Source organism: Haloferula chungangensis (genome assembly GCF_042664875.1).
GTDB classification, from domain to species: domain Bacteria; phylum Verrucomicrobiota; class Verrucomicrobiia; order Verrucomicrobiales; family Akkermansiaceae; genus Haloferula; species Haloferula chungangensis.
The window spans coordinates 1-16,083 of the sequence record NZ_JBHTBS010000014.1; the positions used below are offsets into that span (position 1 = coordinate 1).

Below are 16,083 nucleotides of genomic sequence, written 5' to 3' on the forward strand. Positions count from 1 at the left end.
GCTGCCCTCCGTCTGGATCGAATCCCAGCAGCCTGATCAAAGCCCCTCGGTCGCCCGAGTTGCATAGAAGCCGGAGCCCCCAGAATTATCGCACCTATGCGAGAGGTGCTCTGTTGGGCGCTTACGCTTCGGGAGCTGATTGACTGTCCGTGGCTTCTCCGGTGCGGTTACCGGGATCGCCTCAGTTTTGACGTTGGCTGGAAAACCATGGGCTCACTCGCCGATACCCTTGAAGCGCTCTACGCTGCGTTCGGCGACGCCCTCAAGCCGTCCAAGATCGATGGGTGTCAGTGTTGCCTTGATGAGAAAGAGATCTGCACTTTGCTCTCAAAGCCGCTCCGTGATCTTACAGGCGGAGAGCTTACTTCTTATTCAGAGTCCGCGTTTCTGACGGTCGGCTCCACGGCGGATTACCTCTACTTCCTTCCACGGATACTTGAGATCGGATGCGTGGAGGGTGGATGGTGGCCCGACCTTGAGATCACGGGGCGCGCCATTGGAGAGACGATCCCTTCAGAGTGGCCTGCACATCGCTTGGACGCACTGACGGATTTCCTGCATGCCGCGTTACAAGCGGCGATTGAGGAGGAGGACGGATGGGATATTGACGGGCTTGTATGCTCGATTGCACGGATGGGCTTGGACGTCACCCCATTCCTTCAGAGGATCGAGACGTCTACCGAGGCGCTTCTTTCCTATTATGAGCGTAATTCCCAGGAGCTCGCGAAGGGCAAGCTGGGTAATGCGTTCTGGGACAAGGAGCTTGCCGGCTTCCACGTTGTGGTAGAGTGGTTCAAGTGTGATCGAGTATCACAGCTGATTCAGAGCGCCTATGGCCTGACCTAGAAATGCCAAAGCCAACAAGTCGCAGCACTCAACCGCCTGACCCGCTCCGAGTCGAATTTTTCCCGTGATTACAACCCTCATCCCACAGTCAACGCGCGGCTGCCGTCAGGCGGTTGGTGTGCTATGACGTTGTGCTAAAAAAATGTCCTTCATTCTAGCCGCCAATCGAGACCGCGACTCCATCGACGAGGCGCGCAAGAATTGGAACGACTACCAAGCCCATCTTGAGGCGCCCAGAGACAAGTTTCCCGCGTCGGCTTTCGAGATTGCCACATCAATTTGGTGGTATCAGTTCGATCTGCCCGAGGCTCCCCATGATTCCCGACTCATGGCGTTCCGAATGGGTGACCACGGAGCGCCCACCTGGGACAATCAGCGGTTCTCGTGGATCGAGATCGAGCTACATTCCGCGTATTCCGGGACGATCGTGCTGCGCTACCCGATGGTGTATCGCTACGAACTGAGGATGGCGGAGTCGTCGCATGGGATTCATGGCGATTGGAGGTATGACGAGTTCACCCTGACCGACGAAGGCAATCTCCTGCATACGATTGAGTGGGCGGATGGAGCGGTCTGGGTCATCGAAGCCTCGGATTTGGAGCATCGCCACATACCGGACGCCACCCAAGAAGCGACAAGTATAACAAGCCGCAGCACCACAACCGCCTGACCCGCTCCGAGTCGAATTTTCCCCGTGCCTACAACCCTCAACTCACAGTCAACGCGCGGCTGCCGTCAGGCGGTTGGTGTGCTATGACGTTCTGCCAAGAAACCCCCTAATGAAATCCTCATCCAAAGCGATCGGCACGATTATCCTCATCGGCACCCTCTTGACAGCCTGGTGGGGATTCTTATGTCCGAAGTATATCGAAGCTGAGAACCCCTATTGGACCACTGTCGATAAGACCTCTTATGTCACAAGCTTCGGTGGAAATGCCGCGGGTGATCGAAGGTATTACAGGATGGATGTCGGAATCTTCTTAGCAGGAGAAGTCGTCATCTGGGGTTCCCTCTGGGCGGGGTACTTTCTCCTGACAGGGTGCCGGACCCGCGAGGATCAGCGGTGAGACATGAAGCCGAACCAGGCGGAGATGGCGACGCCGAGGAAGCCGTCTAATTAAATATGGGGCTTCCCACCGGCGCCCCCATTCCTATAACATTCGGCAGAGAATCCTATGTCCATCCAATCAAAAGAAGTGGAGCTCCTTGCCAAAGATTGGTTTCGTCGATGCCGGGAGAGCCAAATGGCGCACTACGAGTATGGCAGCCTGCTTGAGTCTCGGCATCTGTGGTTGGGTATTCCAGCGGTTCTTCTATCGACAATTGTCGGCACCGCAGTCTTTGCCTCGTGGGAGTCGAACGCGGGAGGTGACGCATTGCGGATCTTGTTCGGGCTCCTCAGCATGCTGGCTGCTGCCGTAGCTGCGCTACAGACCTTCCTTAACATGTCCGACCGGGCCGCCAAACATAAGGCCGCCGGCGCTGCATATGGCGCGATACGTCGTGAATTGGAACTATTTAAGACCCTGCCATGTGAAAGCGAAGAGGAGACGAAAAGCTTCTTTTTACAGGTCAAAGAGCGCATGGATGATCTTGCTGCGTCGTCGCCAAGCATTCCTTCGAAGCACAAGCGGAGAATTGACGACAAGCTCAAGAGCCGAATTCATGATCGGATATTCCAGCTCCAACAAAGAGAAGAAAGCAATGCCGAATCGGGTCCCGGGGGGTAGCAGGCCAAGTCAAAGCGTCTGACTGGACGTTGCCCTCCAATCAGCAGGCGAACTGGTATCCTTGTTCCGGATGTCCAGGGCGCGTCGTGGAGAGTATGGGGCCACGGTTGGAGCTTCCTTCAACTCTGCTTTCATCCCCTCAGCCCCCGGCGCTTCCACCCAGCCAGTCGAGAATCAATCCCGCACTCTTCAGTGAGATCCCGGGAATTTCCGCCAACTCCTCGGCACTGGCTTTTTTGATCCGGGCGACGCTTCCAAACTTTGTCAGCAGGAGCTGCTTTTTCTTCGGCGAGACCGCCGGGCAGTCATCGAGCAGGCTTTCCTTCATTCGCCGGCGATAGAGCAGTTCGTTGTAGCCATTGGCAAAGCGGTGGGCCTCATCGCGAATCCGCTGCAGCAGCTTCAGCGCCCCGCGATCATGCGGGATGAGGATCGGCTCACTCTTTCCGGGCCGGAAAATTTCCTCGTGCTGCTTTGCCAAGCCGATCACCGGCAGGTCATGCAGACCAATCCTCCTCAACTCCTTCACCGCCGAGGACAGCTGACCTTTTCCGCCATCCACGATCACCAGATCCGGCAAAATGATTTTCGCCCGGCCCTCCTTCGCAAGGCGCCTCTGAATCTCGATCACATCCTCCTGACTTTCCTCCAGGTCCGGTGCCGCGTCGGAGTTTTCTAACAATATCCTGGAGTATCTCCGTCTCACCACCTCCGCCATCGAGGCAAAATCATCCTGCCCTTCGACCGTGCGGATGCGGTAGCGTCGGTAGTTCTGATTGTCCGGGAGGCCATCGGTGAAGCGCACCATCGACGCCACGATGTGGTTCGATGAAACGTTCGAGATATCGAAACACTCCATCACTCGTGGAGGCCCGGCGAGTCCGAGCGCTTCGCCCAGATCCGCCAGGTCCTCGACCGGCTTGACGGTCGTCGGCACGCCGCGACCTCTGGTGAACTGGCGGGTCGGATTGATCGTCTTGCGAAGGTTCGCCACCACATCGCGCAAAACCGCCGCTTTCTCGAACTGCATCTTTCCCGCCGCGGTCTGCATTTCGATTTCCAGTTCATCGAAGAGCTCGCGCCGGCCTTTTCCGTCAAGAATCCGGCAGGCCTCATCCACCCGTTCCAGATATTCCTCGCGGGAAATGCGGTTCACGCAGGGTGCCGAGCAGTTGCGAATGACATCGGCGTGGCAGTGCTTGTAATCTTTCTCACCCGGCACACGCGGTCGGCAGGTCCGCAAACCGAGCCGCCGGTTCAGCCATTCGATCGTCGCCTTCAACGCACTCGAATGGGCGAAGGGTCCGAAGTAGCGCGAACCGTCATCCTTCTTCATCCGGGTCATCTGAAAGCGCGGCCAAGGGTCATCGCGATTCAGCTTCACCAGGAAAAACCGCTTATCATCGCGGAGCGCGACGTTGTAGCGCGGCCGATAGTCCTTGATCAGCTTTCCTTCCAACAAGAGGGCCTCGGCCTCATTGCGGACTTCGTGGGTTTCAAAGTCGGCGATCGTATCGATCAGCGCGCGCGTCTTGATATCGGCCCGCGTTTTGCGTGAGGCCATGAAATACGACGACAGCCGCTTTTTCAGATCGCGGGCTTTGCCGACATAGATGATCGACCCGAGGCGGTCCTTCATCAGGTAGACTCCCGGTTTGTGCGAGACTTCTCGCAGCTTCTCTTTCAGATCAACGGCCACTTGCTTTCCCCCAACAGAACCCACGATTCGGGAAATCCAAACGCGAAAATGCATTTAGATGGCGCTGAAATAAGGAGTCACCCCGCCTCAGGCTGGCCGCTCGGTCCCGGCTCTTGCCTATTGGGGGTCATAAGCTAAGCTCCCGCATCCGAATGAATTGGCACCGAATCCTTATCACCGCGGCCCTGATGTCGCCCACCAGCCTCTTCGCCGCCGAAGAGGCCGAAGCTGCCGCCAAGCAACTCGATTTCATGGAAATCGTCGAAAAAGGCGGTCCGATGATGTTTCCGCTGGCCCTGCTTTCGATTGTCGGAATGGTGCTGATCCTCCTTTACCTGATGACCATCCGGCGAAATGCGGTCGTCAGTGATCGCTTCATGAACACCGCTGAAGCGATGATCCGGAAGCGCGATTTCGTCGGCCTGATCGGCTACTGCCACCGCCAGAACCAGTGCATGGCGCGGATCACTCAGAAGAGTCTCGAGTTTATGACCAAGAACCGCGGCTCGTCCTTCAGTGAGATCCGTGAAATTGCCGAGTCCGAGGGCTCACGCCAGGCTGGCATGCTCAGCTCGCGCATCACCTACCTGGCCGACATCGGCTCGATTGCTCCGATGGTCGGGCTGCTCGGCACCGTGCTCGGGATGATCAAATCCTTCCTCCACATTTCACAGGGCGGCTTCGAAGGGGCGCGCCAGATGAAGCTCGCGGAAGGCGTCTCCGAAGCCCTTGTCACCACCGCCACCGGACTCGTCGTCGGCATCCCGGCACTTGTCTTTTACTCGATCTTCCGCGGCCGCGTGCAGAAATACGTGTCGGAGCTGGAAGCCGCCAGCACTCACATGATGGCGATGCTCCAGGCTCAGCTCCACCTGAGCTCGCCGCAGCTGCCTCCGACGCCGCGTCCGCACGATGACTACAGCATGCCGGTCCAGTCGCCGCTTGCTGACGACCGTCCCGATCTCCACGGCATCTGATGAAGTTCCAAAACCGAGAGCCGAAACCGGCGGAGATGCAGATGGCACCGATGATCGACATCGTGTTCCTGCTGCTAATCTTCTTCATCGTCACCTGGCAGTTCTCGCGCGATGAAATGGACCTCAAGATTGCCGTCCCCACTTCCGAGGAAGGTGCCGACCCGCAGCGCGTGCTCGGTGAAATCGTCCTCAACGTCCGTGCCGATGGCAGCGTTTCGGTGTGGGGTGAAACCAAGACCAAAGCCAGCCTTGCCGAAACCCTCAAGGCCATCGCCGCCCAGCACAAGAACCAGCCGGTGCGCGTCCGCGGCGACTCGAACACTCCTTTCCAGCAAATCGTCGAGGTCATCGACATCTGCCAGAAATCCGGCATTTGGAACATTTCCTTCGCCACTCAGAAACCTGCTGAAGGCGACTGAACTGCTCCGCGAAGCATGTTCCGAAGCACCCATCGGGGCCCAGGACGAGGTTTCTCCCTGCGCTATCAGCCCGGCGGCTTCGATTTTTCACAGCAAGGTCGCTGGGCGAGTCCTTCTCCCGATCCACGCCGGGCGGCGTCATTTTCCCCGCGCGCCGGCGAATTGCCCGGAATCCTGACGGAAACGCCTCATAAAGTGCGATATTCGCCCTCCTCGACGCTTGCGCAAAAGCCTGGATCAGCAAAGTTTCTCTGACGAGTCGCCAGCCCGACGGCGCTCCCTGACCAACAGGTGGTCCCCCGGCTTGCAAAAGCCCACCAGAGAAAGACACTCCCGCCATGCGCCTCCTCGCTCTCCTTTTCCTGATTCCCGGCCTCTCGATGGCCCAGGAAGCCCCACGGGCTGTCCCCGTGGACCCGAATCTCCAACGCGACGTCGGCCAGGATTGGTTCCAGCATGGGCGCAATGTCTACGAATCCGCCAAGCGCACCAACGGACCGACCCAGTTCGAGCTCTACGTCCGCGCGGCCGAAATTTTCAGTCGCTACATCACCGAGTACCCCCGCCATCAGAATGCCGAGGCCGCCTGGTGGTACCTTGGCCAGTCCTACCGCGCGATCGGCCGCCCAGAAGATGCCAAGCGCTGTTTTCACTCCTTGCTGAATCGCTTCGGCAAAGGCCGCTACGCCGCCGCCGCGGCCTACAGCCTCGCCGCCGATCATTACAACAACCGGCAGTATGCGCTCGCCGCGACTTTGTTTGAAAAGCTCGCCGCCATCGCCACCAAATCCTCCGACCGTCAGCGCGGGCAGTTCTACGCCGCCCAGAGCTACGAGATGATGCGCCAGGATCGACAGGCCATCGCTTACTACCGCAAGCTCCTCGATGATCCCGATCCTAACAACGGCTATCGCTCGAAGGCCGAAGTCGCCCTCGGCACCCTCTATGCCAAAAGCGGAAAACTCGAGGAAGCCCTCCAACTCCTCGGCAAAGTTGCCGTCTCCCATTCCACTCCCGAAATCCGCGGAAAAGCCGCCCTCGAAGCGGGAGCCGTCGCCGCCCGCCTCGGCGACACCGAACTTTCCGACAAGTATTTCAATCTGATCCTGCGCACACCGGGCATGGAGGACTACCGTCCGGATGCCCAGATCGCCCTGATGGCTGCGCGCTTTGATCAGAAGCGCTACCGCGACGTGGTCACCATCTTCAGCCAATCCACCACTCCCAGCACGGGCGAGCGCGAAGCCCGGCGTCTGATGCTCGGTGCCCGTTCCTACATGATGCTCGACCGCAATGCCGATGCCATGCCGCTTTTCCGAGCCATCGAGCGCCTCGAACTACCGGACAGCAACTACGCCTTCGACGCCTCCTACTTCCGCCTGCTCTGCTTCTACCGCATCGAAGGACGCCATGTGCTCGATCAGGTCGACGGATTCCTGCAGATCTATCGCAAGAAACATCCGCGCGATGCCAAGATTCACACCGCCTTGCTGATGAAAGCGGAGACCCTCTTTGCCGAGGACAAACCCGCCGAAGCAGCCGATGTCTATCGCGACATCGATTCCACCCTGCTCTCGGAGAAGAACCGCCGCGGCATGCTCTATCAGCGCGGCCGTTGCCTCGCCGAAGCCAAGGATCCTGAAGGGGCCATCAAGTCTCTAACCGACTTCATCAACAAGTATCCCACGGATGAACGCGTGCCTCTCGCCCGCGCCACCCGTGCCACCGCCTACGCCACCACCGGCCAATCCGGCCTTGCCATCGCCGACTTCCAGCAAATCATCGAGACCACCAAGGACGACACCCTGCTGACCCTCGCCTACCTTGAGAGCGCCGACATCAGCAAACAGGCCAACGACCTGGATGGGATGATCAATTACTACCTCGCCTTCCTCAAGGAAGTGCCGGACCCCGATGAAGATGCCGTCGCCAAAGCCAGCTACTGGGCGGGCTGGGCCATGGTGAAAAAGAACCGCGGTGACGAAGCCCTTCCCTATTTGGAAAGGGCCCGAGAACTTTCACCGAAGTACTACGACAAGCATGCCGGTCTGCTGCTCTGCCTCGTGCACCTTTCGATGAAGAAACCGAGCGAGCTGATCGCTGAACTCGAAGTCGCCATCACCAAGGGTTACGCCCTCAACCTTCCCGAACAGCTCATCCGCTGGGCCGCGGACCAGGCCTTCAACCGCAAGGAATTCCTCAACGCCGCCCGCTTCTACGACCTCATCGCCGACGACGAGAATCCGGAGCTCGCCCCCAAGGAGATCTGGCGCTTCCTCGGCAAGGCTCGCAACGAGTCCAATGATCCGACGGGGGCACTCGCGGCCATCGAACACGCTCTCGATCAGGAATCCGACGCCGCCTGGCAGGCCGACTGCCTCAACGACAAGGGCCGAGCACTTTACAAGCTCAAGCGCTACGACGAGGCCATGAAAGCCGTCGAAGAAGGCCTCGCTCTGCGCCCGGAAGGTCGCATCGGCGCCAGCCTGCACATGCTGCGTGGTGAGATCTACGAAGCACAAGGGAACCTGAAGGAAGCCATTCGCTCCTTCGTCCTGCCGGTCCAGCTCATGGCCGACAGCGATCAGGTCGTGAAACCCCGAGCGTTGAAAATGCTCATCGCCGCCCTTCAGAAGGACGGCCAGTCTGACGCCGCCCTGCGTTACCAGCAGGAACTCGATCGAAAGTATCCTGGCTGGGAGGAATGAGGGAAGGAGCGCGGTTTTCCAGGCTGTTAGGGAAAGCGGGTTCGCATTTTACCGCCCGGCTCCCTTCCAAACACCCCGCCCGGAGCCGATCACATCAGCTTCAGGCACGCCCAGCCCGCTGAGAGTCCCAGCACCAGCAGCGCCGCACCGCCTAACAATCGATCCACTCCCGTTTCCCGAGGACGGCGGGTGGAGTTCGATTTCGGGAAAACGGCAAAGGCGTAAACCATCCCCGCCAACAGTCCACCGACGTGCGCGGCATTATCAATCAGCTTGAAGCCGATCACGCCGATCACGCCTGTCAGCACGACGCCCGCCAGTAGCCGTCGCGTTGCCGCCTGGGGGACCAGCGAGCGGTGAAGGTTTTCAAAGACCAGCAGGAAGCCTAACAGCCCCATTAGTCCGCCGGACGCACCGACCGAACTCGAAGTCACATAGCGCGCCGATGCCTCCCCGCCAACCCAGGCGGCCAGCAAAAAGACCGCAGCCACATGCGGCCAACGCGCCAGCACTTCCATGCGTCTTCCCAGATAGTAGAGCGCCGAGCCATTCATCAAGAGGTGAATCCATCCCCCATGCAGAAAGGGCGCGGTCAACAAGCGCCACCAATCGCTCGCGCGACCGTTCACTTTCGTCAGCCCCGCATCCATGACCGAGGCATTCCAGCCGCCCGACGCCAGCTGGCACAAGGCGACCATGGCGATCAAGCCGAGCAGCACTTTGGTCACCGGCGTCTTCTGGTGCATCAGCCAGGTTTCGAACCGGATCTCGGCGAGATCATCGGCACTCACTACCAGCGGACGAGTCCGCGCGCGCCGCAAACGTTTGCGCCCCTGATACCAGGGGATCACTCCAAGGACGATGAACAGCAGCAGGGCCAGCCCCGCCGGGCCAAAGGCCATCAATGGCTTCCCGCTGAATTTCGAATACGCTGCCATGCCCATGAGAACGACGCCAAAGATCACCATCTGGCGGTGACCCTCATCCATCTCCCACTCCGCCCAGCGAATCCGCGCATCCCGCATTGCCTGGTGAAGCTCCGGCAGTTCCTCCGGCAACACCAGGTAGTCACATGCCGGCGTCCAAACCAGATCCACCTGGGCCCCCGCGTCGCGGACGATCGCTTTCGAGAGTTCGTCGAACGACTCACAAGGATGACGGCGACCTTTCCGGCTCACCCATCCCCAGCCCGCGTCCGCTACGGCGAATGCCTGCGGTCGTGCCCACACAGGTTGCGATTCTTCGCTACCTGCTTTCTCAGAATCCTCATGCTGCTGTTGATCGTCCGTCATCCCATCGGGAAAATAGCGACCTTCATCGCAGCTCTTGTCCATTCCACTTCACGAGTGGTGACAAGAAGCTCCCAATTACGGTTTTTCCTCTTCCGCAGGAGCCTCCGCAGCCTCTGGCTCTGTGGAAGCATCTTCTGCAGGAGATTCGCCGGCAGCTGGCTCGCTCGAAGTTTCTTCGGCAGGCGCTTCCTCTGCGGCCGGCTCCGCTGGAACTTCCTCACTTGGCGCTTCCTCAGCGGCTGGCTCAGCCACTTCGGCCGGAGTTTCCTCAGCGGCTGATGTGTCACCATTCACCGGTGTCGATTCCAATTCGTCTTCAAGCGAAGGCGCAGGGGCCTCGCTTTCGAGAGCTTCGACTTCGGTCGAAGCCGCCGCAGCTTCTTCCACGACCACGGGCTCGTCCTTTTTCATCGAATACTGGCGCTCATTCTTGCGGGCAAAAAGAATCGCAAGGGTAATCGTCAGCACGAAAAAGGCCGAAGCAAGGTAGACGGTACCACGCTGCAGCACATTGGTCGTCCGGGCACCGAACATCTGATCGGTCATGCCGGAACCAAACGCGGCACCGAGGCCTTCCTGCTTGGGGCGCTGCATTAGGATCAGCAAGCTCATCAGCAGGCAGACAATTACGAAGACGATCAGCAACAGGGTGATGCTGATGGAGAGCCAGTCGGCGTTCGCTAGAATCATGGGGGCGGGAAACTGTCAGAGGGTTCCCACCTTGTAAAGACGGGTTTTTCGCCCATTTCGACCTCGGATTTCCGGGCAATTCAGCGCCCGGCCCGCTCAATGCGGTTCTCTGAGTCCAAAACGATCTTCTTCGGCATCACCGGAGCGTCGGAAAGCCCGAAGGCCATGATCGTCAGACGCTCGCCCTTCTTGATCCGGTGAGCTGCGCCCCCATTGACCAAAATCCGTCCCGTGCCCGCTTCGCCCGCCAGCACGTAGGTTTCCAGGCGTGCGGCGGTATCAATCGACGCCACCAGCACCTTTTCCCCCTCCCACAAACCCGCAGCCTCCATCAAATCCCTCGGGATCTCAATGCTCCCCTCATACTCGACAATCGAATCCGTGACGACGGCCTTATACAACTTGGATTTGAGGACCTGATGGAGCATGGCGGGCGAAAAGAACCACCCTCAACCCGTGAGCGTCAAGCGGTAACCACAGCTCGCTCCACGAAGTTCCCATCCCAGCTCCACTCCGGATTCCCCACCACCGACAAGCGTGAATCGCCGCACGCCACCAGCGCTCAAAGCCGACTCCAGGGGCTTCTCGGACTCGCCGACGCGGCAAAGCGTTCAAGGGGTTTCAGTTTTCTGCGAGAATTCCTGATTTGCGCTCGGCACTCTGCCTGCTTCACTCGCCCCGCCGATGAGCTCCCCAACTTCCTCTCCCACACGCGAACAACTTCGCACCGAAGGCTTCGAACTGATTGATGAGAAACTTTCCTATCTGACCGATTGCCTGGCTGAAGCGCTCAAAAGTCTCGGCGAAACCGAACTCATCCCCTACCTCCCCTGGTCCGGTTCCGTGCCCGACGACAACCCGCCCGAAGGCACTCAGCAGCTCTACTCGATCGGCTTTCAACTCCTCAACATGGTCGAGGAGCGCGTCGCTTCCGCGATCCGCCGCGAGCGCGAAAAAGCCCTCGGCAGCACCTCCATCCGGGGACTGTGGCCCCGCGCCCTCAAGGATCTTTCCGCGCTTGGATTTTCTCCAAAGGAAATCGTCGACGTGCTCGGCGACGTCGATGTCCAACCCGTCCTCACCGCTCACCCGACCGAGGCCAAGCGCGGCTCCGTTCGCGAACGCCACCGCGCGCTTTACGAACTGCTCGCCCGCACCGAGAATCAGAAATACACGGACCGGGAAAAGCACCGCACCCGGGAGCGCATCATCACCGCCATGGAAACCCTCTGGCGTACTGGTGAAATCCACGTCGTCCGTCCGGACATTTTCCGCGAGCTGCGCGATGCCATCCACTACCTCCGCGACCTCTTTCCCCTCGCTCTCGATCGCCTCGACCTGCACTTCACCGAAGCCTGGCGTGAAGCGGGCTTCCCGCTCACTGAGCTCCGCTCGGGCGGCTACATCCCGCGCCTGTCCTTCGGCACCTGGATCGGTGGCGATCGCGATGGCCACCCGCTGGTCACTCCCGAAGTCACCGCCAAGGCCCTCGACCAACTGCGCCGCGGTGCCTTCCAGCTCCTTCACCGTGAACTCGAACACCTCGGCACCCAGCTCACGCTCTCCTGCCATTTGAATCCCGTTTCCGAAGACCTCGAAATCCGGATCGACGAGCTCGCCTTCACCCTCGGCGACGAGGAAACGGCCACGGAAATTCACGACCGATTCCACGAAGAACCATGGCGCCATCTCGTCTCGCTGATGGCTGCCCGGATGAAAAAGCAGGTCGAAGGAGGCCATGGTTATCAGTCGAAGGAAATGTTGGCCGACGATCTCGATCTGTTGTCTGAAAGCATCCGCGCCACCGGCTGCACCCTCATCGAAGAGCAGTACATCCGCCCGATCCGCCAGAAGCTCGATGTCTTCGGTTTCCACCTTGCCACCCTCGACGTCCGTCAGAACTCCGAGTTCCACGACAAGGCCATCTCCCAGCTTCTCGAAGCCGCCAAAATCCCCGATGGCGAAAACTACGGCAGCTGGCCCGAGGAAAAGCGTGTCGCCTTCCTCAACGAGGAACTCCAATCCGCCCGCCCCTTCCTTCACGACACTGCCAGTGCCGGCACCGAAGCCGATCTCGTGCTCGATTGCTACCGCGTGCTCGCCGACCACCTCAGCCAACACGGCCATGGCGGGCTCGGTTCGCTCATTGTTTCGATGACCCGACAGCTTTCCGATCTGTTAGGTGTCTTCCTGCTTGCTCGCGAAGCAGGTCTCACGGAGATCACAAACGATGGGCCGGTCTGTCCGCTGGAAGTGGTGCCGCTTTTCGAAACCATCGACGACCTTGAAAATGCCCCCGGAATTCTTGGCGACTTCCTCGCCCACCCCGTGGTCAAGCGCCAGAAGGCGGAGTGCCAGCAGGTCATGCTCGGCTACTCGGATTCGAACAAGGACTGCGGAATCCTCTCCGCCGCCTGGGCCCTCCATGAAGCGGAAGAAAACCTCACCGAAGTGGGCAAGCAGCACGGCATCAAACTGCGCTTCTTCCACGGTCGCGGCGGCACCATTTCACGTGGTGCCGGGCCGACCCACTGGTTCATGGCCGCGCTTCCGCACGGCTCCCTTGCCGGCGGTTTCCGGATGACCGAGCAGGGTGAAACGATCGGCCAGAAGTATGCCAACCCGGCCAACGCTACCTTCAACCTCGAATTGCTCGTCGCCGGCGCCGCCATCACCACCGCCACCCACCGCTTGCCGAGCCCGGGAAGGGAACCCGCCAAGGACTTCCTTCCCGAACTGACCAAAGTCAGCCAGAAGGCCTATCAAACGCTCATACGCGCCGAGGGCTTCATCGATTTCTACCGCCAGGTCACCCCGATCGACGCGCTGGAAAACTCGCGCATCGGGTCACGCCCCGCACGCCGCACCGGCAACAAGGGCCACTCCATTTCCGACCTCCGGGCCATCCCCTGGGTCTTCTCTTGGACTCAGGCCCGCTTCTACCTCCCCGGTTGGTTCGGTGTCGGCTCCGGTCTGCACCATCTCAAAACCGAAAGCCCGGAACGCTTCGCCGCCTTCAAGGAAGCCGTCAGGCAATCCACCTTCCTCGGCTACACTCTGACAAACGTCGAAACCAACCTCGCCTCCGCCAATCTCGACCTGATGAAGGCCTACGCCGAGCTTGTCACCGATGCCGAGCTGCGCGAGCGATTCATGGAAATCATCATCGCTGAGTTCGAGCGCACCCGCGATCTGTTGGCCGAGATTTTTGATGGCCACATGGCGGAGCGCCGTCCGCGCATGGCGAAGACCCTCGAGATCCGCGAAGCTCCGCTGCGTGTCCTCCACCGTCAGCAGGTCCACCTTCTCAAGGAATGGCGCGCGCTCGTCGCCGCCGGCAAGGATTCCGAAGCCGAAGCTCTTTTCCCAAGACTCCTGCTTTCCATCAACGCCATCTCCTCCGGCCTCCGCACCACCGGGTGAGAAACTTTCTAACTCAAACTCTAAACTCCAAAGGGGAGAAAATGCAGCTGGCTACCCAATCACATCGCCCGTCACAAAGCGTCCCCTCCCAATTGAAGTTTAGAATTTGATATTTAGAGTCTATGCGCGTCCTCATCACCGCCGGTCCTACCCGTGAACCGCTCGATCCGGTCCGCTACCTGACCAACCGGTCATCCGGCAAGATGGGCTACGCGCTCGCCAGCGCCTTCGCCGAAGCCGGCCATCAGGTCCTCCTCATCTCCGGCCCGACGAATCTCGATGTCCCTGACGGAGTCGACCTCATCCCCATCGAAACCGCAGCGGAAATGTTCGCCGCCGTCGAGCATCACATCGGCCGCATGGACACCGCTGTCTTCGCCGCCGCCGTCGCCGACTACCGGCCCGCATCGGTCTCCGCGCAAAAGATCAAGAAGCACGGCGAAACCCTCACGCTCGAGTTCGTCAAGAATCCCGACATCCTCGGCTCCGCCCGAGGGAAATTCGCATTTACGGGAGTTCTAGTAGGTTTCGCGGCCGAGACCGAAAACCTCGAAGCCAACGCCCGCGAAAAGCTCCAGCGCAAAGGCTGCGACCTCATCATCGCCAACGACGTCTCCAAGCCCGGCATCGGCTTCGACTCCGATCGCAATCGGGTCCTCCTCGTCCACCCCGACCACAGCGAACCGCTCCCTGAGGACGAAAAGCACCACCTCGCCCCCAAAATCGTCCGCGAGATCGAGTTGCTGGCTGCCAAGCCCTGAGGCGAAGCCTCTCCAGACTTTGGACTGCGGTGGCAACGCCCTGAAGGGGCAACGACACCGCTTTGCGAGCCACCATTACTCTCTTCTCCTCAAGGCCAGTTCCGCCTGGCGCAGAAGTCCCGACATCCGTCTACAAAAGCCAACCACAGATAAACGGGATGAACGCAGACAAAAACCCTCCGAAGTTTCACCACTGTATTTCCCTTAAAGCCCCACTAACATCACCAAAAATCCCTGCCTTCAAACCTCGTCCATCCCGTTTATCTGCGGTTAAATTCATAATCTTCCGGGCACCTCGGGCGACCACGTATAATGCACGGAGCCAAGTTCTTAATCGAAAAGCGATGTCCATGAAGTGATGACTTCAGGCGGACCCACAGTGTTGAGTCGGATTTTTCCCGGTGGCTCGCAAAGCGGTGCCGCCGTTCGTGCCTCACTCTGCCACCGCACTCCAAAGCTCCCGATTTCCCCGCTTGCCACCCGCCGCGCGATCACTCTCACTCATCGACGTGCCCGACTCGTCGCTCGTTCGCGTCCCTGTCCGTCGATCCCTACCGAACGGCTTCATGATTCTTGGCATTGTCCTTCTTTCCCTTTTCATCAACCAGCTCGCCACCTTTCTCATCGAACCCGGCACCATCAGCAAAGTCTCCATGCTTGCCTGGTGCGCCGTCTTCCCGGTCTTCATCTGGATTGCTTACACCCGCCGGACCAAGCGCTACTTCTACATCACCGAGACGCAAGCCGGCTTCAATTCGCCAAAGACCGACGAATGTCCCTGTGAGCTCCATCGTGTCAGGGACTACCACGAAGACCTTGAGTCTATCAGCATCACCCACGACTCGATCAGCGTGCCGCTTGGGCTCGAGCTGCGTCGCACTCAGTTTACCTCCGCAAACTGGGAAACCGTCCGATCAACCTTGTCAGAACGAATTCGCAATTTGTCGCCTGCCGCAAGTGTCGTCGACGAATCTGCGCTGGAAACAGCACATCAGTTCAGCTTCAAGGCCCGCAGAATCCCGACACCCATGGATTTCTTCGTCGGCATCCTATTCATCGCAGTAGCGATATCTCAGGTCACATACTCCTTGGATCGGGATGTCGTTCAAATTTTGATCAGTTTGGCAATCTGGCCATGCCTCGCATGGTCACAGATCGGTCTGATCCGGAAACGACTTCGGTCCGATCTCAAAATCGGATTGAAGTCCATCAAGTTCGCGAACTCGCAAAGCACCTCCGACTGCGTGGATCTATCCTCCGCCAAAAGCGCCGAAGCCACTTCTTACTTCATCCGAATCAAGCACGACGCCGGCATCTTGCCTTTCCAAAAGACGCTGCTGCTAAGCCACACCTTCTTCGCTCCTGAAGACTGGGATCAAATCCAAAAGCTCACCCTCGCCCGCCTTCAGAAAGCGGGAGTCCTCATCCATCGAATCCCTGTTCACGACCCGTAAGGAGGGCAGACACTCCTGTCTGCCGCCCCACCTCATAGGCCTGTCAGCGGACAAGAGTGTCCGCCCTCCCGACATTTCCCCACT

14 protein-coding genes are annotated in these 16,083 nt (G+C 59.4%); 10 read left to right on the plus strand and 4 right to left on the minus strand.

Annotated features, from left to right (window positions below):
- The first annotated feature begins 207 nt into the window (after positions 1 to 207).
- The 4 genes from ACFQY0_RS18635 (at position 208) to ACFQY0_RS18650 (ending at position 2,576) form a co-directional block, all read left to right on the plus strand.
- The gene (locus ACFQY0_RS18635) at positions 208 to 846 is read left to right on the plus strand and encodes a hypothetical protein (RefSeq protein ID WP_379715619.1); all 639 of its coding nucleotides are present in this window, start codon (positions 208 to 210) and stop codon (positions 844 to 846) included.
- Positions 847 to 988: 142 nt separating this feature from the next.
- The gene (locus ACFQY0_RS18640) at positions 989 to 1,516 is read left to right on the plus strand and encodes a hypothetical protein (RefSeq protein ID WP_379715622.1); all 528 of its coding nucleotides are present in this window, start codon (positions 989 to 991) and stop codon (positions 1,514 to 1,516) included.
- 109 nt (positions 1,517 to 1,625) lie between these two features.
- Positions 1,626 to 1,913 (plus strand): hypothetical protein, encoded by a 288-nt coding sequence (locus ACFQY0_RS18645; protein WP_379715625.1) that lies wholly within the window; start codon positions 1,626 to 1,628, stop codon positions 1,911 to 1,913.
- A 108-nt stretch (positions 1,914 to 2,021) separates the two neighbouring features.
- Positions 2,022 to 2,576, plus strand: a complete 555-nt coding sequence (locus tag ACFQY0_RS18650) for an SLATT domain-containing protein (RefSeq protein WP_379715627.1) — start codon at positions 2,022 to 2,024, stop codon at positions 2,574 to 2,576.
- 139 nt (positions 2,577 to 2,715) lie between these two features.
- On the opposite strand, the gene ACFQY0_RS18655 is transcribed toward ACFQY0_RS18650, so the two are convergent.
- Positions 2,716 to 4,275 carry an excinuclease ABC subunit UvrC gene (locus tag ACFQY0_RS18655; RefSeq protein WP_379715630.1) on the minus strand — a complete coding sequence of 520 codons (1,560 nt, stop codon included), beginning with the start codon at positions 4,273 to 4,275 and terminating at the stop codon, positions 2,716 to 2,718.
- Positions 4,276 to 4,427: 152 nt separating this feature from the next.
- On the opposite strand from ACFQY0_RS18655, the gene ACFQY0_RS18660 reads away from it, so the two are divergent.
- From ACFQY0_RS18660 to ACFQY0_RS18670, 3 genes are all read left to right on the plus strand, one after another.
- Entirely contained in the window at positions 4,428 to 5,252 is an 825-nt protein-coding gene (locus ACFQY0_RS18660; RefSeq protein WP_379715633.1) for a MotA/TolQ/ExbB proton channel family protein, read from the plus strand.
- Entirely contained in the window at positions 5,252 to 5,671 is a 420-nt protein-coding gene (locus ACFQY0_RS18665; protein ID WP_379715636.1) for an ExbD/TolR family protein, read from the plus strand. The genes ACFQY0_RS18660 and ACFQY0_RS18665 overlap by 1 nt, the downstream gene beginning before the upstream one ends.
- A 338-nt stretch (positions 5,672 to 6,009) precedes the next feature.
- The gene (locus tag ACFQY0_RS18670) at positions 6,010 to 8,379 is read left to right on the plus strand and encodes a tetratricopeptide repeat protein (protein WP_379715638.1); all 2,370 of its coding nucleotides are present in this window, start codon (positions 6,010 to 6,012) and stop codon (positions 8,377 to 8,379) included.
- A gap of 89 nt (positions 8,380 to 8,468) precedes the next feature.
- Here the strand turns inward: ACFQY0_RS18670 and ACFQY0_RS18675 are convergent, their stop codons facing one another.
- The 3 genes from ACFQY0_RS18675 to ACFQY0_RS18685 all read right to left on the minus strand — a co-directional run bounded on the left by ACFQY0_RS18675 (position 8,469) and on the right by ACFQY0_RS18685 (position 10,789).
- The gene (locus ACFQY0_RS18675; RefSeq protein ID WP_379715640.1) at positions 8,469 to 9,713 is read right to left on the minus strand and encodes a rhomboid family intramembrane serine protease; all 1,245 of its coding nucleotides are present in this window, start codon (positions 9,711 to 9,713) and stop codon (positions 8,469 to 8,471) included.
- A 33-nt stretch (positions 9,714 to 9,746) separates the two neighbouring features.
- Positions 9,747 to 10,361 (minus strand): preprotein translocase subunit SecG, encoded by a 615-nt coding sequence (gene secG, locus ACFQY0_RS18680; protein ID WP_379715642.1) that lies wholly within the window; start codon positions 10,359 to 10,361, stop codon positions 9,747 to 9,749.
- 80 nt (positions 10,362 to 10,441) lie between these two features.
- Positions 10,442 to 10,789 (minus strand): aspartate 1-decarboxylase, encoded by a 348-nt coding sequence (locus tag ACFQY0_RS18685; protein WP_379715645.1) that lies wholly within the window; start codon positions 10,787 to 10,789, stop codon positions 10,442 to 10,444.
- A 256-nt stretch (positions 10,790 to 11,045) separates the two neighbouring features.
- Here ACFQY0_RS18685 and ACFQY0_RS18690 point away from each other — a divergent pair, with 256 nt between their 5' ends.
- The 3 genes from ACFQY0_RS18690 (at position 11,046) to ACFQY0_RS18700 (ending at position 15,999) form a co-directional block, all read left to right on the plus strand.
- Positions 11,046 to 13,784: a phosphoenolpyruvate carboxylase gene (locus ACFQY0_RS18690; RefSeq protein WP_379715648.1), complete on the plus strand. Its 2,739-nt coding sequence runs from the start codon at positions 11,046 to 11,048 to the stop codon at positions 13,782 to 13,784.
- A 122-nt stretch (positions 13,785 to 13,906) separates the two neighbouring features.
- A complete protein-coding gene (locus tag ACFQY0_RS18695) occupies positions 13,907 to 14,545 on the plus strand; it encodes a phosphopantothenoylcysteine decarboxylase domain-containing protein (RefSeq protein ID WP_379715651.1) in 639 nt (212 codons plus the stop codon).
- A gap of 566 nt (positions 14,546 to 15,111) precedes the next feature.
- Complete coding sequence (locus tag ACFQY0_RS18700) at positions 15,112 to 15,999, plus strand: hypothetical protein (protein ID WP_379715654.1); 888 nt, start codon at positions 15,112 to 15,114, stop codon at positions 15,997 to 15,999.
- The last annotated feature ends 84 nt before the right edge of the window (positions 16,000 to 16,083 follow it).

Excerpts from the sequence above, each read along its gene's own strand:
- ACFQY0_RS18635 (WP_379715619.1), top strand. The coding sequence starts at position 208 with ATGGGCTCACTCGCCGATACCCTTGAAGCGCTCTACGCTGCGTTCGGC.
- ACFQY0_RS18640 (WP_379715622.1), top strand. The coding sequence starts at position 989 with ATGTCCTTCATTCTAGCCGCCAATCGAGACCGCGACTCCATCGACGAG.
- ACFQY0_RS18645 (WP_379715625.1), top strand. The coding sequence starts at position 1,626 with ATGAAATCCTCATCCAAAGCGATCGGCACGATTATCCTCATCGGCACC.
- ACFQY0_RS18650 (WP_379715627.1), top strand. The coding sequence starts at position 2,022 with ATGTCCATCCAATCAAAAGAAGTGGAGCTCCTTGCCAAAGATTGGTTT.
- ACFQY0_RS18660 (WP_379715633.1), top strand. The coding sequence starts at position 4,428 with ATGAATTGGCACCGAATCCTTATCACCGCGGCCCTGATGTCGCCCACC.
- ACFQY0_RS18665 (WP_379715636.1), top strand. The coding sequence starts at position 5,252 with ATGAAGTTCCAAAACCGAGAGCCGAAACCGGCGGAGATGCAGATGGCA.
- ACFQY0_RS18670 (WP_379715638.1), top strand. The coding sequence starts at position 6,010 with ATGCGCCTCCTCGCTCTCCTTTTCCTGATTCCCGGCCTCTCGATGGCC.
- ACFQY0_RS18675 (WP_379715640.1), bottom strand. The coding sequence starts at position 9,713 with ATGGACAAGAGCTGCGATGAAGGTCGCTATTTTCCCGATGGGATGACG.
- secG (WP_379715642.1), bottom strand. The coding sequence starts at position 10,361 with ATGATTCTAGCGAACGCCGACTGGCTCTCCATCAGCATCACCCTGTTG.
- ACFQY0_RS18685 (WP_379715645.1), bottom strand. The coding sequence starts at position 10,789 with ATGCTCCATCAGGTCCTCAAATCCAAGTTGTATAAGGCCGTCGTCACG.
- ACFQY0_RS18690 (WP_379715648.1), top strand. The coding sequence starts at position 11,046 with ATGAGCTCCCCAACTTCCTCTCCCACACGCGAACAACTTCGCACCGAA.
- ACFQY0_RS18695 (WP_379715651.1), top strand. The coding sequence starts at position 13,907 with ATGCGCGTCCTCATCACCGCCGGTCCTACCCGTGAACCGCTCGATCCG.
- ACFQY0_RS18700 (WP_379715654.1), top strand. The coding sequence starts at position 15,112 with ATGATTCTTGGCATTGTCCTTCTTTCCCTTTTCATCAACCAGCTCGCC.